The sequence below is a fragment of the Massilia sp. CT11-137 genome (genome assembly GCF_047302885.1).
GTDB lineage: Bacteria > Pseudomonadota > Gammaproteobacteria > Burkholderiales > Burkholderiaceae_D > Telluria > Telluria orientalis.
In genome coordinates this window covers 2,234,877-2,252,624 of record NZ_JBKYMP010000002.1, presented here as the reverse complement: position 1 = coordinate 2,252,624, position 17,748 = coordinate 2,234,877, and the positions used below count along the sequence as shown (strand labels likewise).

Below are 17,748 nucleotides of genomic sequence, written 5' to 3'. Positions count from 1 at the left end.
TCAGGCTACCTTCAAGGGCAGGCAGCGCGGCCCGATCGGCTCGAACTGCTTGTACGTGAGGATGAATTCCTGGTGGCCCAGGTCTTCCGACTTCGTGCACTCGCCGTTCGCCACGCGGGCGACGAGGTCGACGATTTCGTCGCCGACTTCCTCGATGGTCGCATGGCCCGTGAGGATGCGGCCCGCGTTGACGTCCATGTCGTCCGCCAGGCGCTCGTAGGTCGCCGGGTTCGCGCACACCTTGATGACGGGAGAAATGGCCGAGCCGACCACGGACCCGCGGCCCGTCGTGAACAGCGTGACGTGCGCGCCGCACGCGATCAGTTCCACGATCTCGGCGTTGTCCGAGATATTCGGGAAGCCGAAGCGCGGTTCGCCGTCCGGCACCACGTCCAGCAGGTACAGGCCGCCCGTGGGCGGCTGGTCGCCCGGCTTGATGATGCCGCTGATCGGCGACGCGCCGCTTTTCGCGTATGCGCCCAGCGATTTTTCTTCCAGCGTCGTCAGGCCGCCGTCCGCATTGCCCGGCGCGAAGCTGCCGTGGCCCATGATCGTGTAGTAGCGCGACGCCTTCTCGACCGTCTTGACGATCTCGTCGCCCAGTTCCGGCGTGACGGCGCGGCGCTTCATGTGGAATTCGCAGCCGACCAGTTCACCGGTCTCCTCGAACACGCACGCGCTGCCCGCGGCAATCAGCCGGTCGAACGCCGCGCCGACGGCCGGATTGGCCGTGATGCCGCTCGTGCTGTCGGAACCGCCGCAGATCGTCGCGACGACCAGTTCGTCGAGGCGCATCGGCACGCGCTCCTGGCGCGCCAGGTCCTCGACGGCCCACTGCACCCATTCGACGCCGCTCTTCACGCCGGAGCGCGTGCCGCCGACGTCCTGGATCGTCACCGTGTGGACGGGCCGGCCGCTGTCGGCGACGGCTTGCGCGACACCGTTCTTGTCGAAGCTCTCGCAGCCGAGCGACACGAGCAGCGCCGCGCCCACGTTCGGGTGCGTCAGCACGCGGCGCATGATCGTGTCGGCGTATTCGTTCGGATAGCAGCCCGGGAAGCCGATCAGGTGCACGGGCTGGCCGGGGAACGCATTCACGATCAGGCGCGCGACGTGGTGCGCGCACTCCACGAGATAGGCGACGACGACGACGTTGCGGATGCCCTTGCGCCCGTCCGCGCGCGGATAACCGGACAGGGCGGCCAGGGTGATGTCGGTGGAGGTGGTCATGGTGCTTTGCTTCCGATGAAATGGTGGCCGTCCTGGTCGAGCGTGAAGGTCGGGATGTAGTCGCTTTCCAGGTTGTGCGTGTGGATGTGCGCGCCGATGGCGACGGGCACCGTGGCCGTGCCGATGATGGCGCCGTAGCGCAGCACCTTGTCGCCCGGCGCCAGGTCGCGCCGCGCGACCTTGTGGCCGAGGCGGACGTCGCCGGGTAGCGCAACCTCGCGGCCGTCGATGACGACCGTGGCGCCGGCCTTGAGGTCGACGCGCGCGATGAGGCAGTTATCCTCGCGCGACATGAGCAGCAGGCTGCCCGCCTGCGCTGGGGTGGTGCTGGACATGACGATCCTTTGCGGCTGACTTAAGTAACAGCATAATTGTATTCTATAAATTGAAAACATACGACTATTTGCTCTGCTGCGCTGCAGCACAAAAGGAATCGGCAAACGTAAGTACTCACGCACAATAAATGTTACTCTTACGCAATTCCAAGCCTTCAAGTCAGTCATCGTCCCGTCATGCATCCCAAGCTGCTCCTTCGTCTTGCGGCCCTGGCGCTCGCGTTCCTGTGCGCGCGCGCGCCGGCACAACACCTGCCGCTGAAGGCCTACGGCCAGGCCGAGGGCCTCGGCAACCTGTCCGTCACGGTGGCGTCCCAGGATGCCGCCGGCTATGTATGGATCGGCACGCAGAACGGCCTGTTCCGATTCAATGGCACCGGCTTCCGCCGCTACGGTCCGGCGCAGGGCTTTCCCGACAAGATCGTGACGGCGCTGGTCGACGGCCGCGCGACGGGCATGTGGGCCGGGACATACGAGAATCTATACCGGTTCGACGGCAGGCGCTTCCTTTCCGTCCGGTTCGACGGCAAGCCGATCGAGGTCTGGCCGGGCCAGCCCGTCGCCGCGACGGCGGACGGCCGCGTGCTGGTGGTGGCGCGCGACCGGCTTGTGGAGATTACGCCACGCGGCGACGGCGGCGACGTCCGCGCCTACTTCACGCCCGATCAGATCCGCGCCTACCCCGGGCTGGCAACGATCCTGAGCATCCACGCCGACGCGGACGGCGCCCTGTGGATGGGTTGCGGCACGGCCCTGTGCAGCGTCGAGCGCGGCCGCGTGACCGTCCGGGACGGCAAGGACGGATTGCCCGCGGATGCCTGGAGCAGCATCCTGCGTGATGGCGCGGGCACGCTCTGGGTGCGCAGCGCGACGCACGTCTTCGTGCTGCCGGCGGGCGCCGCGCGCTTCCAGGAGCGGACGCCGTCCGAGATACGCAAGCGCCAGCTCCTCACGGAGATGCGCCTGGACGCGGATGGCCGGGTGCTGACGAACGCCGACGACGGGCTGCTGCGCTGGCAGGACGGCCGGTGGCAGCTGTTCGGCCGCCAGAACGGCCTGGACGTCGGCGGCGGCGTCACCGCGATCCTGCAGGACCGCGAACACGGCATCTGGCTGGGCACGCTGGGCCGCGGCCTCGTGCAACTACTCGGCTACGGGAACCTCGAAAACTGGACCACGTCGCAGGGCCTGCCCAACGACGTCGTGATCTCGGTGCTGCGCGACCCTCGCGGCATCCTGCACGTCGGAACGCGCTCCGGGCATGCCTGGCAGGTGCCCGGCGAACGCCGCTTCCGCACCGATCCCGCCCAGCCCGCGTACGCGACACAGGAATGGGGCAGTATGGCGCTCGACGCGGACGGCCACCTGTGGGCGGGCACCTACGGCGGCGCGCTGCTGCGGCGCACGCAGGAGGACGGCAGGACCGCGCTGGTCGCGCGGTGGCCGCAGATCAACCAGGTGCTGGCGGACGGCGGCCGCGTCTGGATGGCCACGGAAGCGGGCATGCACGTCTTCCCCGCGACGGCGCCCCTCCCCGCCGTCGGCAACGAACCGGTCACCGATGCGGTGACCGACGGCTGTACCGACGGGCGCGGCCATCTGTGGTTTGCCGGGATGAGCGACGTCAGGCGTTTCGACGGACGGGCCTGGGAGACCCGGTCGTACGACGCGGCGCTGGGCGGTGCCGAAATCCTCAGCCTGGCGTGCGCGCGCGACGGCAACCTGATCGCGACCACGCACGACGGCGTGTGGCGGCTGCAGCCCGGCGGCCGCGCGACGCGGATCGATGCGCCGGTGTTGCGCGACCGGTTCATCCTGAACGCCCGCGAAGACAGCCGCGGCTGGCTCTGGGTCGCACTGGACGTGGGCTTCGCGGTATGGAACGGCAGGCACTGGCGCACGCTCGACCAGACGCAGGGTCTGGCGTGGAACGATTCGAACGGCCGCGGCACGTACGAAGACCGGGACGGTTCGATCTGGCTCATCACCAGCAACGGCCTGTCGCACGTGCTTCATCCGGACCGCCTGTTCGCGTCGGCGCTGCGCCAGCCCGTGATCGAAGAGGCGCTGCGCGGCAACGGTCCGCTACCGGTCGGCGACGCGCCGGTGCCGTGGCGGGCGGACCAGATCGTGTTCCGCCTGGCCCACCTGCAGTTCGACCGGGGCCGGAGTTGGCACTATCGTTTCCGCCTGCTCGGCGTCGACGACGCGTGGAACGACACGGTGCAGCCGGAAGTGCGTTACGCGGCGCTGCCGGGCGGCCGGTACCGCTTCCAGGTCGCCGCCGTCGACAGCGCCACCGGCGAGCAGTCGGCGCCGGTGGAACTGGCGTTCACGATCGCACCGCCATGGTGGCGCAGCGTCCGGTTCTACGTGCTGTGCGCCCTCGGCGTCGCTGGCGCATTCGTCGCGTTCCACCGCCTGCGCCTGCGCGCGCACCGGGCGCGCGAAGCGAAGCTGACGGCGCTGGTGCGCGCGCGCACGCACGAGCTGGAACAGTCGCGCGAGGAAATGCGCCTGCGCGCGCTGAAGGACGGGCTGACCCAGTGCTGGAACCGGGTCGCGATGATGGACATCGTCGCGCGCGAAATCGAACAATGCGCGCGCTCGGGCGAAAGCTTCGCGCTCGTGCTGCTGGACCTCGATTACTTCAAGCGCGTCAACGATACGCACGGCCACCTGGCGGGCGACGCGGTGCTGGTCGAAACGGCGCGCCGCCTGCGCGCGGCCGTGCGGCCCTACGACGCGGTGGGCCGCTACGGCGGCGAGGAATTCGTCGTGGTCCTGCCCGGCCTGAACCTGCCGGCCGACGCGTCCCGCATCGACGCCCTGCGCGCCGTCGTGCGCGGCGAACCCGTCGACATCGGCGAAGGCAACACGCTGGCCGTCACCGCCAGCTTCGGCGTCGTCGCCTTTACACCCGGCACCCCGCACGATCCGGTCGCCCTGCTCGGCCGTGCCGACGCGGCGCTGTACCGGTCGAAACACGCGGGCCGCGACCGCATCAGCTACGCGGACTGATCGGCCGCAGCCTGGGCCAGCGCGACGAACGCATCGACGAGCGGGCCGCCGCCTTCGGCATGGCGCGCGAGCAGCATCGCCGTGGTGGCGTCCGGGTCGGCGAGCGGCCGGTAGACGACGCCGTCCATGTGGATGCCTTCGAATGAGCTGGGCAGCACGGAAATGCCGCAGCCGGCGGCAACGAGGCCGATGATCGTCGACGGCTCGCCCGCCTCCATTGCGATGTGCGGCGTGAACCCGGCGGCGCGGCACAGGTCGAAGATCTGGTGGTAGATGCCGGTGCCCGTCTTTTCGGGGAATACGACGAACGCCTGGTCGGCCAGGTCCTTCACCGCGATCGTCTTTTTCCGCGCCAGCGGCGCGTCGGCCGGCAGCACGAGCAGCAGCGGATCCCGGCGCAGCATCGTCAGCGCGACCGTGCGCGGCAGCGGCATGGGGCCGGGCCGCACGAAGCCCACGTCCAGTTCGCGCGCCTCGATCTGCGCGAGCTGCGGCTGCGTGGGAATCTCGAGGAACGTCAGCCGCACGCCCGGATACTGCTGGCGGTAGCGCCGCACGACGCGGGCGAACAGCGGCGTGAACGGCGTGGAAAACGTGAACCCGACGCGCAGCTCGCCCGCTTCCCCCAGGTGCGCGCGGCGCGCCGTTTCCTTGGCCTGTTCGGACAGCGCCAGCATGCGCCGCGCGTCCGCGAGGAACAGCCGCCCCGCTTCCGTCAGCAGCACGCGCCGCCGGTTGCGCTCGAACAGCCGGGCGCCGATCTCATGTTCCAGCGCCTGGATCTGCTGGCTCAACGGCGGCTGGCCGATGTGCAGCCGCTCGGCGGCGCGCGTAAAGCTCAGCTCCTCCGCCACGGCCACGAAGTAACGCAGGTGCCTGAGTTCCATCTTATATTTTCAAGCGATAAGTAACGCCACAAATATATATTGGACAGTCGTATCCCGCAATCCTACGATGGCCCCATGACCAATCGCACCAACCGCGCCCTGTTCTTCGGCGGCTTTTCCTGCTTCGCCCTGCTGTATTGCGTGCAGCCGCTGATGCCCCTGCTGGCGCACGATTTCGGGCTCACGCCCGCGCAGAGCAGCCTGTCGCTGTCGCTCTCGACGGGCGCGCTGGCGGTGTCGCTGCTGTTCTCGTCCGTCCTGTCCGACCGGCTGGGCCGCAAGACCATGATGGTCGTGGCGCTCGTCGTGGCCGCGCTGATGACGGTGCTGGCCGCGGGCGCGCGTACGTATCCGCAGCTGCTGGCGGCGCGCACGCTTCTCGGCTTCGCGCTGGGCGGCATGCCGGCCGTCGCGATGGCTTACCTCAGCGAGGAGATCGAACCGGCGGCGCTCGGCGTGTCGATGGGCCTGTACATCGGCGGGAATGCGTTCGGCGGCATGGTCGGGCGGGTGCTGGCGGCCGTGCTGTCCGACTTCGTGTCGTGGCGCGCCGCGTTCGCCGTGATGGGTGTCGCGGGCCTGCTGGCCGCGTGGGAATTCTGGCGCAGCCTGCCGGCGTCGCGCAACTTCCGGCCGTCGTCCGGCGGCGTGCCGGCGCTGCTGCACGGCCTGCGCGGCCACTTCGGCGACGCCGGCCTGCCCTGGCTGTTCGCCCTGTCGTTCCTGCTGATGGGCTGCTTCGTGAGCGCGTACAACGTGATCGGCTTCCGCCTGCTGGGCGCGCCGTTCGGGCTGCGCCAGAGCGTGGTCGGCGGCATCTCGCTGCTGTATTTGCTGGGCATCTTCAGTTCGGTCTGGGCCGGCCGCCGCGCCGACCGCCTGGGCCGGCGCCACGTGCTGTGGACCGTGATGGGCACGATGCTGGCGGGCCTGCTGCTGACCATGGCGCACAACGTGGCCGTCATCGTGGCCGGCATGGCGGTGTTCACGTTCGGTTTCTTCGCGTCGCACTCGATCGCCAGCAGCTGGGTGGGCCGGCGCGCCCGCACGCAGCAGGCGCTCGCGTCCGCGCTGTACCTGTGCTTCTATTATCTCGGCTCCAGCCTGGTCGGCTGGCTGTGCGGCGTGCTGTGGGAACACGGCGGCTGGGGCGGCGTCGTGGCGCTGCTGGGCGTGCTGCTGGGCGCCGCCCTGCTGATCGCGCTGCGCCTGCGCCGGCTGGAACCGGTCGGGCAGGCGCTGGCGCCGGCGTGACGATCCGCTCCCCTGCCACGGTCGGGTAGATGGCGCCGGGCTGTTACGATAGCGAACCGTCACCCTGGACCGCTACCGTCATGTTCACCCGCATCCACCACGCCGCGATCATCTGTGCGGACTACCCACGATCCCGGCACTTCTACACCGAGGTGCTGGGCTTGCGCATCGTCGCCGAAAACTACCGCGCACAACGCGACTCCTGGAAGCTGGACCTAGCGCTGCCGGACGGCTCGCAGGTCGAGTTGTTCTCGTTCCCGAACGCGCCCGCACGCCCGTCGTATCCGGAAGCGTGCGGCCTGCGGCACCTCGCGTTCGCGGTCGACGACCTGCAGGCCTGCAGGCAGCATCTCGAAGCGCACGGCGTCGCCGTGGAACCGGTACGCACGGACGAATACACGGGCAGGCGCTTTACCTTCTTCGCCGACCCGGACGGCTTGCCGCTGGAGCTTTACGAGACCTGATCCCGGTCCGCGCAGTTACAGGTAATGCGCGCCACCCTGCCAGACCAGCTGCAGCCCGGTCACGAGCAGGCAGGCCTGCGAAATCCGGTAGAACCACACGAGGTTGATCCGGTCCTGCAGCCAGATGCCCAGCCTCACACCCAGCGGCACGAGCGGCGCCAGCACGAAGCTCGTGCCGAGGTTGTCGAGCGACAGCTGGCCCAGCCACGCGTACGGCACGAGCTTGACCGCGTTGACGGCCGCGAAGAACACGCTGATGGTGGCGACGTAGCGCACCTTGTCCATCCGCTGCGGCAGCAGGTAGACCATGGCGGGCGGTCCGCCGGCATGGGCGAGGAAACTGGTCAGGCCCGAGACCGCGGACCAGAAGGTGCCTTTCGCCAACGAGGGGCCGGCCTGGCGCTGGTGCGCCGCCAGGCCCAGCACGTTGTTGACGGTGAAGGCCACCGCGATGCTCCCGATCAGGATGCGGATGACGTCCTCGCCCAGCATGCCGAACGTGAGGAAGCCGGCGACGATCCCGAGCAGGGCGCCGGGCAGCATGATGCGCAGCGTCGGCATGTCCCACTTGCCGAAATAGGCGCCCAGGCCGACGAGATCCATCAGGCACAGCACGGGCAGCAGGATCGCGGCCGCCTGGACGGGCGAGATCGCCAGTGCCATCAGCGGCACGCCCACGCCGCCCAGCACGCCCCCGAAGCCCCCTTTCGAGATGCCGGTCAACAGGACGGCCGGCACGGCGACGGCATAGAACAAGGGGTCGGCGATCAGCATGCTGCCCCCTCCGCCACCAGCTGCCGGATCAGGTTCTTCACGGCGGGCGCCCCTTCGCTGCGGCGGAAGACGGCGGCCAGTTCCGACGTGACGGGGTCTCCGGCCAGCGGCTTGTAGACCACGTCCGGCAGCGCCAGCGTCGTGGCCACCACGTCGGGGACGACCGCGACGCCCTTGCGCAACGATACCTCGGTCAACACCGTCAGCAGATTACCCGGCGCCGAGACGATGCGCGGCGCGAAGCGCCCGCGCCGCCCGACTTCGCGCGTACCGAGGTCCTGTTCGGGCACGACGAAATCGTCGTCCTCCAGCCCCTGCGCGTCGACCGCTGCGGCGCCGGCCAGGCGGTGGCTGGCGGGCAGCGCGATGCAGAAGCGGTTGCGCTGCAGGACGTGCACGCGCAATTCGTCCGGGAGCGCCATCGGCAGGCGCACGAAGCCGAGATCGACATGGCCCTCCGCGACGAGGCCCGGCAGCCGCCCCATCGGCTGTTCGTTCGCCTGCAGCTGGACATCGGGCCACTCGGCACGGAAACGCCGCATCTGCCGCTGCAGGATGCCGGCCAGGGCGGCGGAGCCCACATAGCCGATCACGATCCGGCCGAGCTCACCGCGGCCGGCGCGGCGGCCGACGCCGACGGCCTGGTCGAACCGCAGCAGGCTGGCGCGCGCCTGTTCGAGAAACAGCTCGCCGGCCGCGGTCAGGCCCACGCTGCGCTTGGTCCGCTGCAGCAGCCGCGCCTGGAGCGTCCGCTCGATCTCCTGGATCTGCACGGTCAGCGTGGACGGGGCAATGCCCAGCCGTTCGGCGGCGCGCGCGAAATGCAGTTCTTCGGCCACCGCCACGAAATAGCGGAAATGTCGCAGCTCCATCCGTCTCCAGGCATGAGTATTCGATAGGAACGAATTATTTCACGTTTTCCCGTTAATGAATGAAATTCCCGGCTGGGGTGTAATGCAGCTTTCATCCGAACTCAGGAGCCCCCGCGATGCCTGCCGACTCCCCGCCACGCCCCTCGTCGACACCCCTGCTGCTGACGGCCTCGCTCGGCTGCGCCGTCACGGTGCTCGACACCAACGTGGTCGGGATCGTCCTGCCGACCATCGCGCGCGAGCTGGCCGCGACGTTCGCCGACATCGAATGGGTCGTGAGCGCCTACCTGCTGTGCTTCGCGGCCCTCCTCCTGCCCGCGGGCGCCATCGCCGACCGGGCCGGGCGCAAGCGCGTACTCTTGCTGGGCCTCGCCATCTTCGCCGCGGCCTCCCTCGCGTGCGGCGCCGCTCCCGGCGCACGGGCACTGTACCTCGCCCGCGCCGCGCAGGGCGTCGGCGCGGCCTTTCTGCTCGCGCCGTCGCTGGCCGTGATCGGCCATGCGTTCCATGACGAGCGGGAGCGCGCCCGCGTGTGGGCCTTCTGGGGCACGATCATTGGCCTGACGATGGTGTGTGCGCCGCTGATCGGCGGCGTCATCAGCCGCTGGCTCGGCTGGCGCTGGGCATTTTTCGTCAACCTGCCCGTGTGTGCCGGGCTGGCGCTCGCCGTCCTGCGCCACGTGCCGGAGTCGCGCGGCGCGGCGCAGCGGACGCTCGACGTGCCGGGCATCGTCCTGTTCGCGGCGGCCATGTTCGCCTTCACGTGGACCCTGATCTCGGGCCCCGCCGAGGGCTGGGCCAGCGTGGCCGTGCTGGCACGCGCCGCGGCCGCGCTGGCCCTGTTCGCGCTGTTCCTCGCCACCGAGCGCCGGGTCCGCGCACCGATGCTCGACCTGTCCCTGTTCGCGCAGCGGCGTTTCGTCGGCGCCGTCGCGGCCATGCTGGCCTACGCGTCCTGCGCCCAGGTGATGGCCTCCCTGCTGCCGCTCTACCTGCAGAACGCGCGCGGCGCCACGGCGCTGGAAGCGGGCGTCGGCATGCTGCCCTTCGCCCTCGCGATGCTGCTGCTGCCGATGGCCGGACGGCGCCTGGCCGCGTTCATGCCGGGCTACCGGATCCTCGCGCTCGGCCTGATGGTCGTCGCGGCCGGGAACCTCGTCATGGTGTGGGCGGCGCACCTGCCGGGCAACCGGCTGCTGGACGGCATCGGCATGGCGATCCTCGGCGCGGGCGGGGGCCTGCTGAACGGCGAGACGCAGAAGGCGATCATGGGCACCGTCCCGCCGGAGCGGGCGGGCATGGCCTCCGGCATCAGTACGACGTCACGCTTCTGCGGCATCCTGCTGGGCTTTGCCGGCATCGGCGCCGTGCTGGCGAGCGGCACGCGCGCGGCCCTGCTGGCCGGCGTGGCGCAAGCCGGCGCGACGATCGCGCCGCACCTGGTCGAGCGGGTGATCGCGGGCGACACCGGCGCCCTGCCGGCCGGGCTGGCCGGGCTGCTGCGGCGCAGTGTCGAAGCCGGGTTTGCGCATGGCTTCCTGGCGGCCGGCATCGCGGCGGCGGGGGGCGCTGCCATCGTGCATGGCTGCATGCACGACAGGGCCCGGTCGCTATCTCAGCCGCTGCCGCGCCGAAGCAGCGAATAACCCACGTCCACGACAGGCGCCGCGGACGTTTCCCCCCGCGCCTTGTTCAATAACAGCGAGACGGCCTCCCTGGCGATCGCGCTCCCATCGATCCCGATCGTCGTCAGCGCAGGTTCGAGTTCGCCCACGATGCTCGAGTTGCCGAACCCGATCACGGCGACATCCTGGGGCACCCGGAGCTTGCGCTGCCGCGCTTCGACGATGACGCCGAGGGCCATCCAGTCCGAGGAACACACGATGACATCCGTGTCCCGTTCCGACGCGAGCACGTGCGCGAGCGCCGCGCGTCCTTGCGTCACGCTGGTCGGCGGTTCGTAGCACCCGAACGGCGGCGCCTGCCGCCCCGATTCGAGAAAACAGGCCGCCAGTCCCCGGTGCCGGGCCGACGCTCTGATCCCGGTTGCCGTGGCGACGAACGGCCTGCGATAGCCGGATTCGATCAGGAAGCGGCCGATCTCGCGACCGGCGGCCTCGTGCGAAAACCCGACCGCCATGTCGATCGGGTCCGCCGGCAAGTCCCAGGTTTCGATGATGGGAATATGACTCTTCGACAAAACCTCGCGCAGTTCGGCCGACTCGATCACACCGGTCACGATCACGCCGGATGGCCGATGTCCGACCATCGACCCGACCAGGTCCGCCAGGTGTTCGTCGTGCAGGCCGGTCTGGCCGATCATCACGTGGAAGCCTTCCGCCGCCAGCTGGTCCGTGAGGGCCTGGACCGTGGCCGAAAAAATGGATTGCTCGATCGTCGGCACGAGCAGCCCGATGATCCGGCTTTTCTGCGACGCCAGGCCGCCGGCGATCAGGTTCGGGTAATAACCGAGGCGCGTCGCCGCCTCCTTGACACGCTGCGCCGTCTGCAGGCTCACGCGTCCCGGATTGCTGAAGGCGCGCGACGCGGACGCCATCGACACGCCCGCCTCCGCCGCCACGAGCTCCAGCGTGGAAACACCGCCGGTCGGGCGGCGCTTTCTCGGGCGATTGTCGGATTGATCGTTCATGCGTTCCTCGGGCGTGCCAGCAGGAGTCTAGCGCATTTGCGCCCATCGAACCGCCTCATCAAAAAAGTATACTTATAAAAAATAATAGATATACTTTCATAAGCAATGGAAAGCGCTTTCCCAGTTCGCAATAAAACAATACAAGGAGACATGGTGATGAAAAAGTTGTCGTTCCAGGCATCGTCGCTGGCCGTGCTGGTTGCGTCGTCGGTATCGGCTGTCAATGCGCAGGACCAGGATCCGAACAAGGTCGTCGTGACGGGCAGCCGCATCCGGGGCGTGGCGCCGGTCGGCTCGAGCCTGATCCAGGTCGGCATCGACGACATCAAGAAGTCGGGTGCGATGACCACGGCCGACCTGCTGAAGGAGATTCCGCAGGTCACGTCGATGGGCTTCAACGCCGAGGGTTCGCTCGGTGCCGCCGCGGCGGCGAACATCACGCGCGCCACTGCCCCGAACCTGCGCGGCATCGGCCCCCAGGCCACCCTGACGCTGCTGGACGGCCAGCGCGTCCCTGCCGCGGGCACGATGGGCAATATCGTCGATCCGTCGTTCCTGCCGCCCCTGACCTTGCAACGGATCGAAGTCATCGCGGACGGCGCGTCCGCGGTGTACGGCTCGGACGCGGTGGCGGGCGTGATCAACCTGATCCCCCGCAAGCACTTCCAGGGGCTGGAAACGATGATCCGCGCGGGCCATGCGGACGGTTACCATGACGCCCAGGCCGGGGCGATCGCCGGCAAGGCGTGGGGCGACGGCTCGGTCTTCGTGTCGTTCGACGTTGCGCACAACACCGGCATGCAGAACAGCGGCCGGTCGTTCATCGGGAGCGACCGGCGCCGTCTCGGCGGCGCCGACGCGCGCCCGAGCACCTGTGCGCCCGGGACGCTTTCCTACGGCGGCACGACCTATCCGCTGCGCGATGGCAATGGCCAGGGGCTGCTCCTGGCGAACCTTCAGAGCGGTCCCGCGAATCGTTGCGAGACCACGCCCTACACCACGCTGATTCCCGAAACCGATCGCGGCAGCGTCTTCGGTTACGCGGAACAGAAGCTGACCGACTCGATGAAGGTGTATGCCCAGGCATTCTATTATTCCCGCCGCTCGGCATCGGCCCGGGCGCTGTACACGATCACGAACTACACGGTCCCGAAGACCAACGCGTTCTATCCCGCCGACGCCGCCGCCAGCGCCACGCCCCTGCTGGCCAGCTATTCGTTCAGCGACCTGCTGGGCCCGGACTTCGCGAAGGTGACGAGCAAGGTCATGCAATTCCAGACCGGTATCGACGGCGATCTCGGCAACTACCATTACAAGGTGTCGGCCTCCACCGGGATGGGCGGCGACAGGGAAGAAAACCGCGCGGCCCTGAGCAATTACGCCCTCGCCCAGGCCATGGCGAGTTCCGATCCGGCCACCGCGTTGAACGTGTTCGGCGGGCCGCAGGCGATCCCGCGCGCGCTCGTGCAGCAACTGGCGACGGGTCAATCGATCATTCGCGGCAATACGCACCTGAACACGCTCGTCGCGGGCATCGACGGACCGCTGTTCGCGCTGCCGGGCGGCGAGGTACGTGCCGCCGCCGGCGCGGAAGTGCGCAGGGAAGCATCGGACGCCTATTTCTCGAACAACGCCAACAGCCGAACGAGCACGACGCCCGTGGTCCTGGCCAGTGACATCGCGCGCACGATCAAGGCGGTGTACGGCGAGGTGCTCGTGCCCGTGTTCGGAGCCGGCAACCGGTTGCCCCTGGTCGCCCAACTCGACCTGTCGCTTGCCGGCCGCTGGGAAAAGTACAGCGACGTCGGCACGACCACCAATCCGAAAGTGGGCGTGAACTGGAAACCCGTCGACGACGTGCTCGTACATGCGTCGTACGGCACGTCGTTCCGTGCGCCGTGGCTGTCCGAATCGAATCCGAACGCGTCCGGGTCCGGCGTCTATATCGGCCAGCAAACGGTGCCGGGACGCGGACTCGTGCCGACCGTGACGCTGGGCGGCGGCAATCCCGGCCTGCGGCCGGAAAAAGCGCGGACCAAGTCGCTCGGGATCGACTATTCCCCGTCCTCGATGCGGGGCCTGAAGGCCGGCCTGACGTATTTCGATATCTCGTACGACAACCAGATCGTCGACGGCTTCGGATTGCAGGGGAACTACCTGCTCGATCCCGTGACGTATGCGAAATATGTCGCCTACCCCGGCGCGCCCAATTACGCCGCCCTGAAGAATCTCGTCGAGAGCTCCCCGTTCACGACGCCCGGCACGATCAACTACACCAATGCCGCGATCATGGATGCGCGCCGCACCAATACCGCCGCGGTGAAGGTCGATGGCCTGGACCTCGCGCTGAGCAACGTATGGCGCCTCGACGCCGGGATCACGTTCACCCTGCGCGGCAATCTGACTCACTACCTCAAGTACGACGAAGCGCCGAACGCCAGGGTCTTCCTCGACCGTAACAATGTGATCGCTTACCCGGCCAGGAATTCCGGCCGCATCAGCGGTGCGTGGAAGGTCGGCGGCATGTCGGCGCAACTGGCCGCCAATTACACGAACAGCTATCGCAACAACCTCTCCACCCTGATGCCGACGGTCGGTGCCTATACGACGGTGGACATGGATCTTGCGTACAGCTTCGCGAGCGGCACGGCGCTGGACGGCATCCGCGTGTCCCTGAATGCCCGCAACCTGTTCGACAAGGCGCCGCCCGCGGCCGATTACGGCAACGGTTACGACCCGTCGAAAGCAAGCGCCCTCGGGCGCGTCCTGGCCCTCACGGTCGACAAGGCCTGGTAAGGAAAACCCCATGAACGATTTCGATCCCACCCTGCCGGAAACCCTGGAGACGCCGTACGCACTGTACCGCGAGCTGCGTGCCAGCTGCCCGGTCGCCCATACGATTGAGCTCGGCGGCTTCTGGGCGTTGACGCGCCACGAGGACGTCGCCCGGGCCGCCGCCGACTACGCCACCTATACGACCACCGTGCAGAACGTCGTGCCCAGGGTCGCGGCGTCCGGACGGCGCCCGCCCCTCCACCTGGATCCGCCCGACCACACGCCGTACCGCAAGGCGATCACGCCGCTCCTCGCCGGCAAGCGCGTCGACCGGCTGCGGCCCTACATCGAACGCCTCTGCAACGAGCTGCTCGATCCCCTGGTGGCGCAGGGCGGCGGCGACATGTGCGGCGACTACGCCTCCGTGGTGCCGATCCGTGTGTTCGCCGAATGGATGAATTTGCCGCTCGAACAGGCCGAATGGCTGGCGGACGTCGCGCGCAAGTATGCCCGCGCGGTCGGCATGTCCGACCCGGAAGCGACGAAGGACAACAGTGCGCTGCTCTACGACCTGGCCGTGCACCTGCTGGACGATCGCAAGGCGCATCCGCGCGACCCGGCTGACGACGTGACGGCCGCGCTGCTGGCCGTGCGGGTGGACGGCGCGGCGCTGCCCGACGACATGATCGTCGGCACGATCCGCCAGGTGCTGGTGGTCGGCATCATCGCGCCGCAGATCGTGTTCGGCGCGATCGTGGTCCACCTGGCGAACGACCGGGACCTGCAGGACCGCCTGCGCACGGACCGCGCCGCGATCGCGCCGGCGGTCGAGGAATTCCTGCGCCTGTACACGCCCTACCGCGGCTTCGCACGGACCGCCACGCGCGACGTCACGCTGCATGGCGTGACGATTCCCGCGGGCGAGGCGATCGCCCTGGTCTACGCGTCGGCCAATCGCGATGCCGCCGTGTTCGACGACGCGGAGACGTTCCGGCTCGACCGCCCGAACATGAAGGAATCCGTCGCCTTCGGGCGCGGGCCGCACATGTGCCCGGGTGCCGGCCTGGCCCGGCTGCAGCTTGCCGTCGCGCTGGAAGCGCTCCTCGACCGCACGACCCGCTTCACGCTCGCCGGCGAGGTCGTGCCCGCCCGCATGCCGGAAATCGGTCCCGTCGCGGTGCCCGTCGCATTCGCAGGGAGGGCCGCATGAAACGGCTGTCGATCGAGTGGCTTTTGCTGATCTACTTTCTCGCGTACGCGCCGTATGCCGTGTTGACGAAGCTGATCACGAGTCCCAGGAGCGGCGTCGTGAGCCGTCCGCTGTCCGGTCTCGAGACATTACCGGTCGCGCTGACGCTCAGCAGCGCGCTGCTCGTCGTGTTCATCTGGCGCTCGGGCTGGTGGCGCGCGGCGACGCCGATGCGCGGGCTGGGCGGTTTTCCCGGCGCGACCGGCGCGACCGCCCTCGCCGGCGTCGGCGCGACCCTGCTGCTCGTGTCGGTGCCGCTCTCGTACACCTTTGCCGGCGTGAGCATCCCGTTCGTGCAGCTGCTGATGCGCGGGGACATCATCATCATCGCGCCGATCGTCGACCTCCTGTGCGGCCGCAAGGTCCGCTGGTACTCGTGGGTCGCGTTCGCGCTCGTGCTGACGGGCCTTGCGATCAACGTGACGGCGCGCGACGGTTTCCATGTCCCTCCCCTTCTCGTGCTGATCATCGTCCTGTACACGATCGGCTACTTCATCCGCCTGTTCGTCATGACCCGGATCGCGAAGAATGCCGACCCGGCGGCGACCCAGCGCTATTTCGTCGAGGAGCGGGTGGTGTCGATTCCCCTGTCGCTCCTGGTGCTGGCCGTCATCGCCCTCGCCGTCCCGGGGCCGCAGGGCGAACAGGTGCATGCCGGCTTCACGCGCGCATGGTCGTCCGACGCCATCTGGCTGCTGGTCATCCAGTCGGTGGCGCTGTTCGTCATTTCCATCGTGTCCGCACTGATCCTGCTCGACAAGCACGAGAACACCTATTGCGTGCCGCTCGAACGTTCGGCATCGATCATCGCGGGCGTCGTCGCGTCGTACGTCCTGGCGATCGGTTTCGGACTGCCTTACCCGACCCGGGCCGAACTGCTCGGTGCCGCCCTGCTGGCGATCGCCGTCGTCGTGCTCTCCCTCGGCCCACGCCTCGGCCAGCCGCGCGTGCTGTTCATGAACCAACCGGATTCCCGACCATGAAGCGACTCCTGACTCTCCTGCTGGCGGCCGTGCCGCTGGCGTCAAGCGCGGCCGGGGCGCCGCGCCATCTCGAAGGACGCCTGCCCAGCGGCGCCACCTGGGTGTTCGACGTGCCGGACGCGTGGAACGGCAAGCTCCTGCTGTTCAGCCACGGGTATGCGCGCGGCCCCGACAACCCGGCCCGCAACGTCGCCGGCGCCGAACAGGAGGCGCTGCTGGCGGCCGGCTACGCATTGGCCGGCTCCTCCTACGCGCGCACCGGCTGGGCCGTGGAGGAGGCGATCCCGGACCAGCTGGCGACGCTCGACGCCTTCGCCGCCGCGGTCGGCAAGCCCGCACGCACCTATGCCTGGGGCAGTTCGATGGGCGGCCTGGTCACCATCGCCCTGGTCGAGCGCGCGCCGGCACGCTTCGACGGCGCGCTCGCGCTGTGCGCCTCCGCGGGCGGCACGGTCGGCATGATGAACGCGGCACTCGACGGGCCGTGGGTGCTGCGCACGCTGGCCGCGCCGGAGGCCCCGCTGCCGGTGTTGTTGACGAGTTCAGGCGAGCAGATGCGCAAGGACCTGGCCGCGTGGCGGACGCTGCTCGATGCGCAGCAAGCCACGCCCGCGGGACGCGCCCGCATCGCGCTCGCGGCGACGCTGGCGCAAGTGCCGGGGTGGACGCCGCAGCCCGTCGATGACGCCGCCCGCGTGCGCCTGCTGGCCGACGGTTTCCTGCCCGCGACGATGCTGCCGCGCGAGGAGCAGATGCAGCGCGCGGGCGGCAATGCATCCTGGAATACCGGGATCGACTATGCCGTCCTGCTGGAACGTTCGGGGCAGTCGGACTTCGTGCGCCGGATGTACGTCGCCGCCGGGCTGGATCTCGGCGCGGACCTGGCCCGGCTGGCCGGCGCGCCGCGCATCGCGGCCGACGACCGCGCGGTGGCGTACATGCGGCGGTTCTACGCGCCGACCGGGAAGGTCGCCGCGCCGGTCCTGCTGCTGCAGGCGGCCAATGACCCGGTGACGCTGGTCGAGATGACCGGCGACTACGCGCAGCGCGTACGCGCGCAAAGCGGCGACGGCATGGTGCGCGCGGCCTATCTCGGCCAGACCGGCCATTGCAACTTCACGTCGGACCAGACGCTCGGCGCGCTCGACGCGCTGGTACGGCGCAGCGAAAGCGGCCAGTGGAAAGTCGCGCTGCCGCGCCAGGTCGACTACCAGCCGGCCCCTTTCCTGCGCCACTGGCCCGACTGATCGATCA

General features: G+C 69.0%; 14 protein-coding genes. 8 read left to right on the top strand and 6 right to left on the bottom strand.

What is annotated here, in order from left to right; translation table 11 throughout:
* Together ACEN98_RS26865 and ACEN98_RS26860 are read right to left on the bottom strand one after the other, a co-directional pair.
* A complete protein-coding gene (locus ACEN98_RS26865; RefSeq protein WP_413387946.1) occupies window positions 1–1,230 on the bottom strand; it encodes a UxaA family hydrolase in 1,230 nt (409 codons plus the stop codon).
* On the bottom strand, window positions 1,227–1,565 hold the full coding sequence (locus ACEN98_RS26860) for a UxaA family hydrolase (protein WP_413387944.1): 339 nt from the start codon (window positions 1,563–1,565) through the stop codon (window positions 1,227–1,229). Before ACEN98_RS26860 ends, ACEN98_RS26865 begins: the two co-directional genes overlap by 4 nt.
* 177 nt (window positions 1,566–1,742) lie before the next feature.
* On the opposite strand from ACEN98_RS26860, the gene ACEN98_RS26855 reads away from it, so the two are divergent.
* On the top strand, window positions 1,743–4,586 hold the full coding sequence (locus tag ACEN98_RS26855; protein ID WP_413387942.1) for a diguanylate cyclase: 2,844 nt from the start codon (window positions 1,743–1,745) through the stop codon (window positions 4,584–4,586).
* Here the strand turns inward: ACEN98_RS26855 and ACEN98_RS26850 are convergent.
* The gene (locus ACEN98_RS26850; RefSeq protein ID WP_413387940.1) at window positions 4,574–5,473 is read right to left on the bottom strand and encodes a LysR substrate-binding domain-containing protein; all 900 of its coding nucleotides are present in this window, start codon (window positions 5,471–5,473) and stop codon (window positions 4,574–4,576) included. The two genes, ACEN98_RS26855 and ACEN98_RS26850, sit on opposite strands and share 13 nt — an antisense overlap.
* Before the next feature lie 75 nt (window positions 5,474–5,548).
* Here ACEN98_RS26850 and ACEN98_RS26845 point away from each other — a divergent pair, with 75 nt between their 5' ends.
* Window positions 5,549–6,727 carry an MFS transporter gene (locus tag ACEN98_RS26845; RefSeq protein ID WP_413387938.1) on the top strand — a complete coding sequence of 393 codons (1,179 nt, stop codon included), beginning with the start codon at window positions 5,549–5,551 and terminating at the stop codon, window positions 6,725–6,727.
* Window positions 6,728–6,807: 80 nt separating this feature from the next.
* Window positions 6,808–7,191 (top strand): VOC family protein, encoded by a 384-nt coding sequence (locus ACEN98_RS26840; protein WP_413387936.1) that lies wholly within the window; start codon window positions 6,808–6,810, stop codon window positions 7,189–7,191.
* Between the two features lie 15 nt (window positions 7,192–7,206).
* On the opposite strand, the gene ACEN98_RS26835 is transcribed toward ACEN98_RS26840, so the two are convergent.
* The gene (locus tag ACEN98_RS26835) at window positions 7,207–7,965 is read right to left on the bottom strand and encodes a sulfite exporter TauE/SafE family protein (RefSeq protein ID WP_413387933.1); all 759 of its coding nucleotides are present in this window, start codon (window positions 7,963–7,965) and stop codon (window positions 7,207–7,209) included.
* A complete protein-coding gene (locus tag ACEN98_RS26830; RefSeq protein ID WP_413387931.1) occupies window positions 7,959–8,837 on the bottom strand; it encodes a LysR substrate-binding domain-containing protein in 879 nt (292 codons plus the stop codon). The genes ACEN98_RS26835 and ACEN98_RS26830 overlap by 7 nt, the downstream gene beginning before the upstream one ends.
* Before the next feature lie 116 nt (window positions 8,838–8,953).
* Here ACEN98_RS26830 and ACEN98_RS26825 point away from each other — a divergent pair, with 116 nt between their 5' ends.
* Window positions 8,954–10,483 carry an MFS transporter gene (locus ACEN98_RS26825; protein WP_413387929.1) on the top strand — a complete coding sequence of 510 codons (1,530 nt, stop codon included), beginning with the start codon at window positions 8,954–8,956 and terminating at the stop codon, window positions 10,481–10,483.
* Here the strand turns inward: ACEN98_RS26825 and ACEN98_RS26820 are convergent.
* Window positions 10,453–11,487, bottom strand: coding sequence for a LacI family DNA-binding transcriptional regulator (locus ACEN98_RS26820; RefSeq protein WP_413387927.1), 1,035 nt, complete (start codon window positions 11,485–11,487; stop codon window positions 10,453–10,455). The genes ACEN98_RS26825 and ACEN98_RS26820 overlap by 31 nt on opposite strands.
* Window positions 11,488–11,643: 156 nt before the next feature.
* Here ACEN98_RS26820 and ACEN98_RS26815 point away from each other — a divergent pair, with 156 nt between their 5' ends.
* From ACEN98_RS26815 to ACEN98_RS26800, 4 genes are read left to right on the top strand one after another with little or no spacing between them, the layout of a single operon-like run.
* A complete protein-coding gene (locus ACEN98_RS26815; protein ID WP_413387924.1) occupies window positions 11,644–14,283 on the top strand; it encodes a TonB-dependent receptor domain-containing protein in 2,640 nt (879 codons plus the stop codon).
* 10 nt (window positions 14,284–14,293) lie between these two features.
* Window positions 14,294–15,472 (top strand): cytochrome P450, encoded by a 1,179-nt coding sequence (locus ACEN98_RS26810; RefSeq protein WP_413387922.1) that lies wholly within the window; start codon window positions 14,294–14,296, stop codon window positions 15,470–15,472.
* Window positions 15,469–16,494: a hypothetical protein gene (locus ACEN98_RS26805; RefSeq protein WP_413387920.1), complete on the top strand. Its 1,026-nt coding sequence runs from the start codon at window positions 15,469–15,471 to the stop codon at window positions 16,492–16,494. The genes ACEN98_RS26810 and ACEN98_RS26805 overlap by 4 nt, the downstream gene beginning before the upstream one ends.
* Window positions 16,491–17,741, top strand: coding sequence for a hypothetical protein (locus tag ACEN98_RS26800; RefSeq protein ID WP_413387918.1), 1,251 nt, complete (start codon window positions 16,491–16,493; stop codon window positions 17,739–17,741). The genes ACEN98_RS26805 and ACEN98_RS26800 overlap by 4 nt, the downstream gene beginning before the upstream one ends.
* Window positions 17,742–17,748 lie beyond the last annotated feature (7 nt).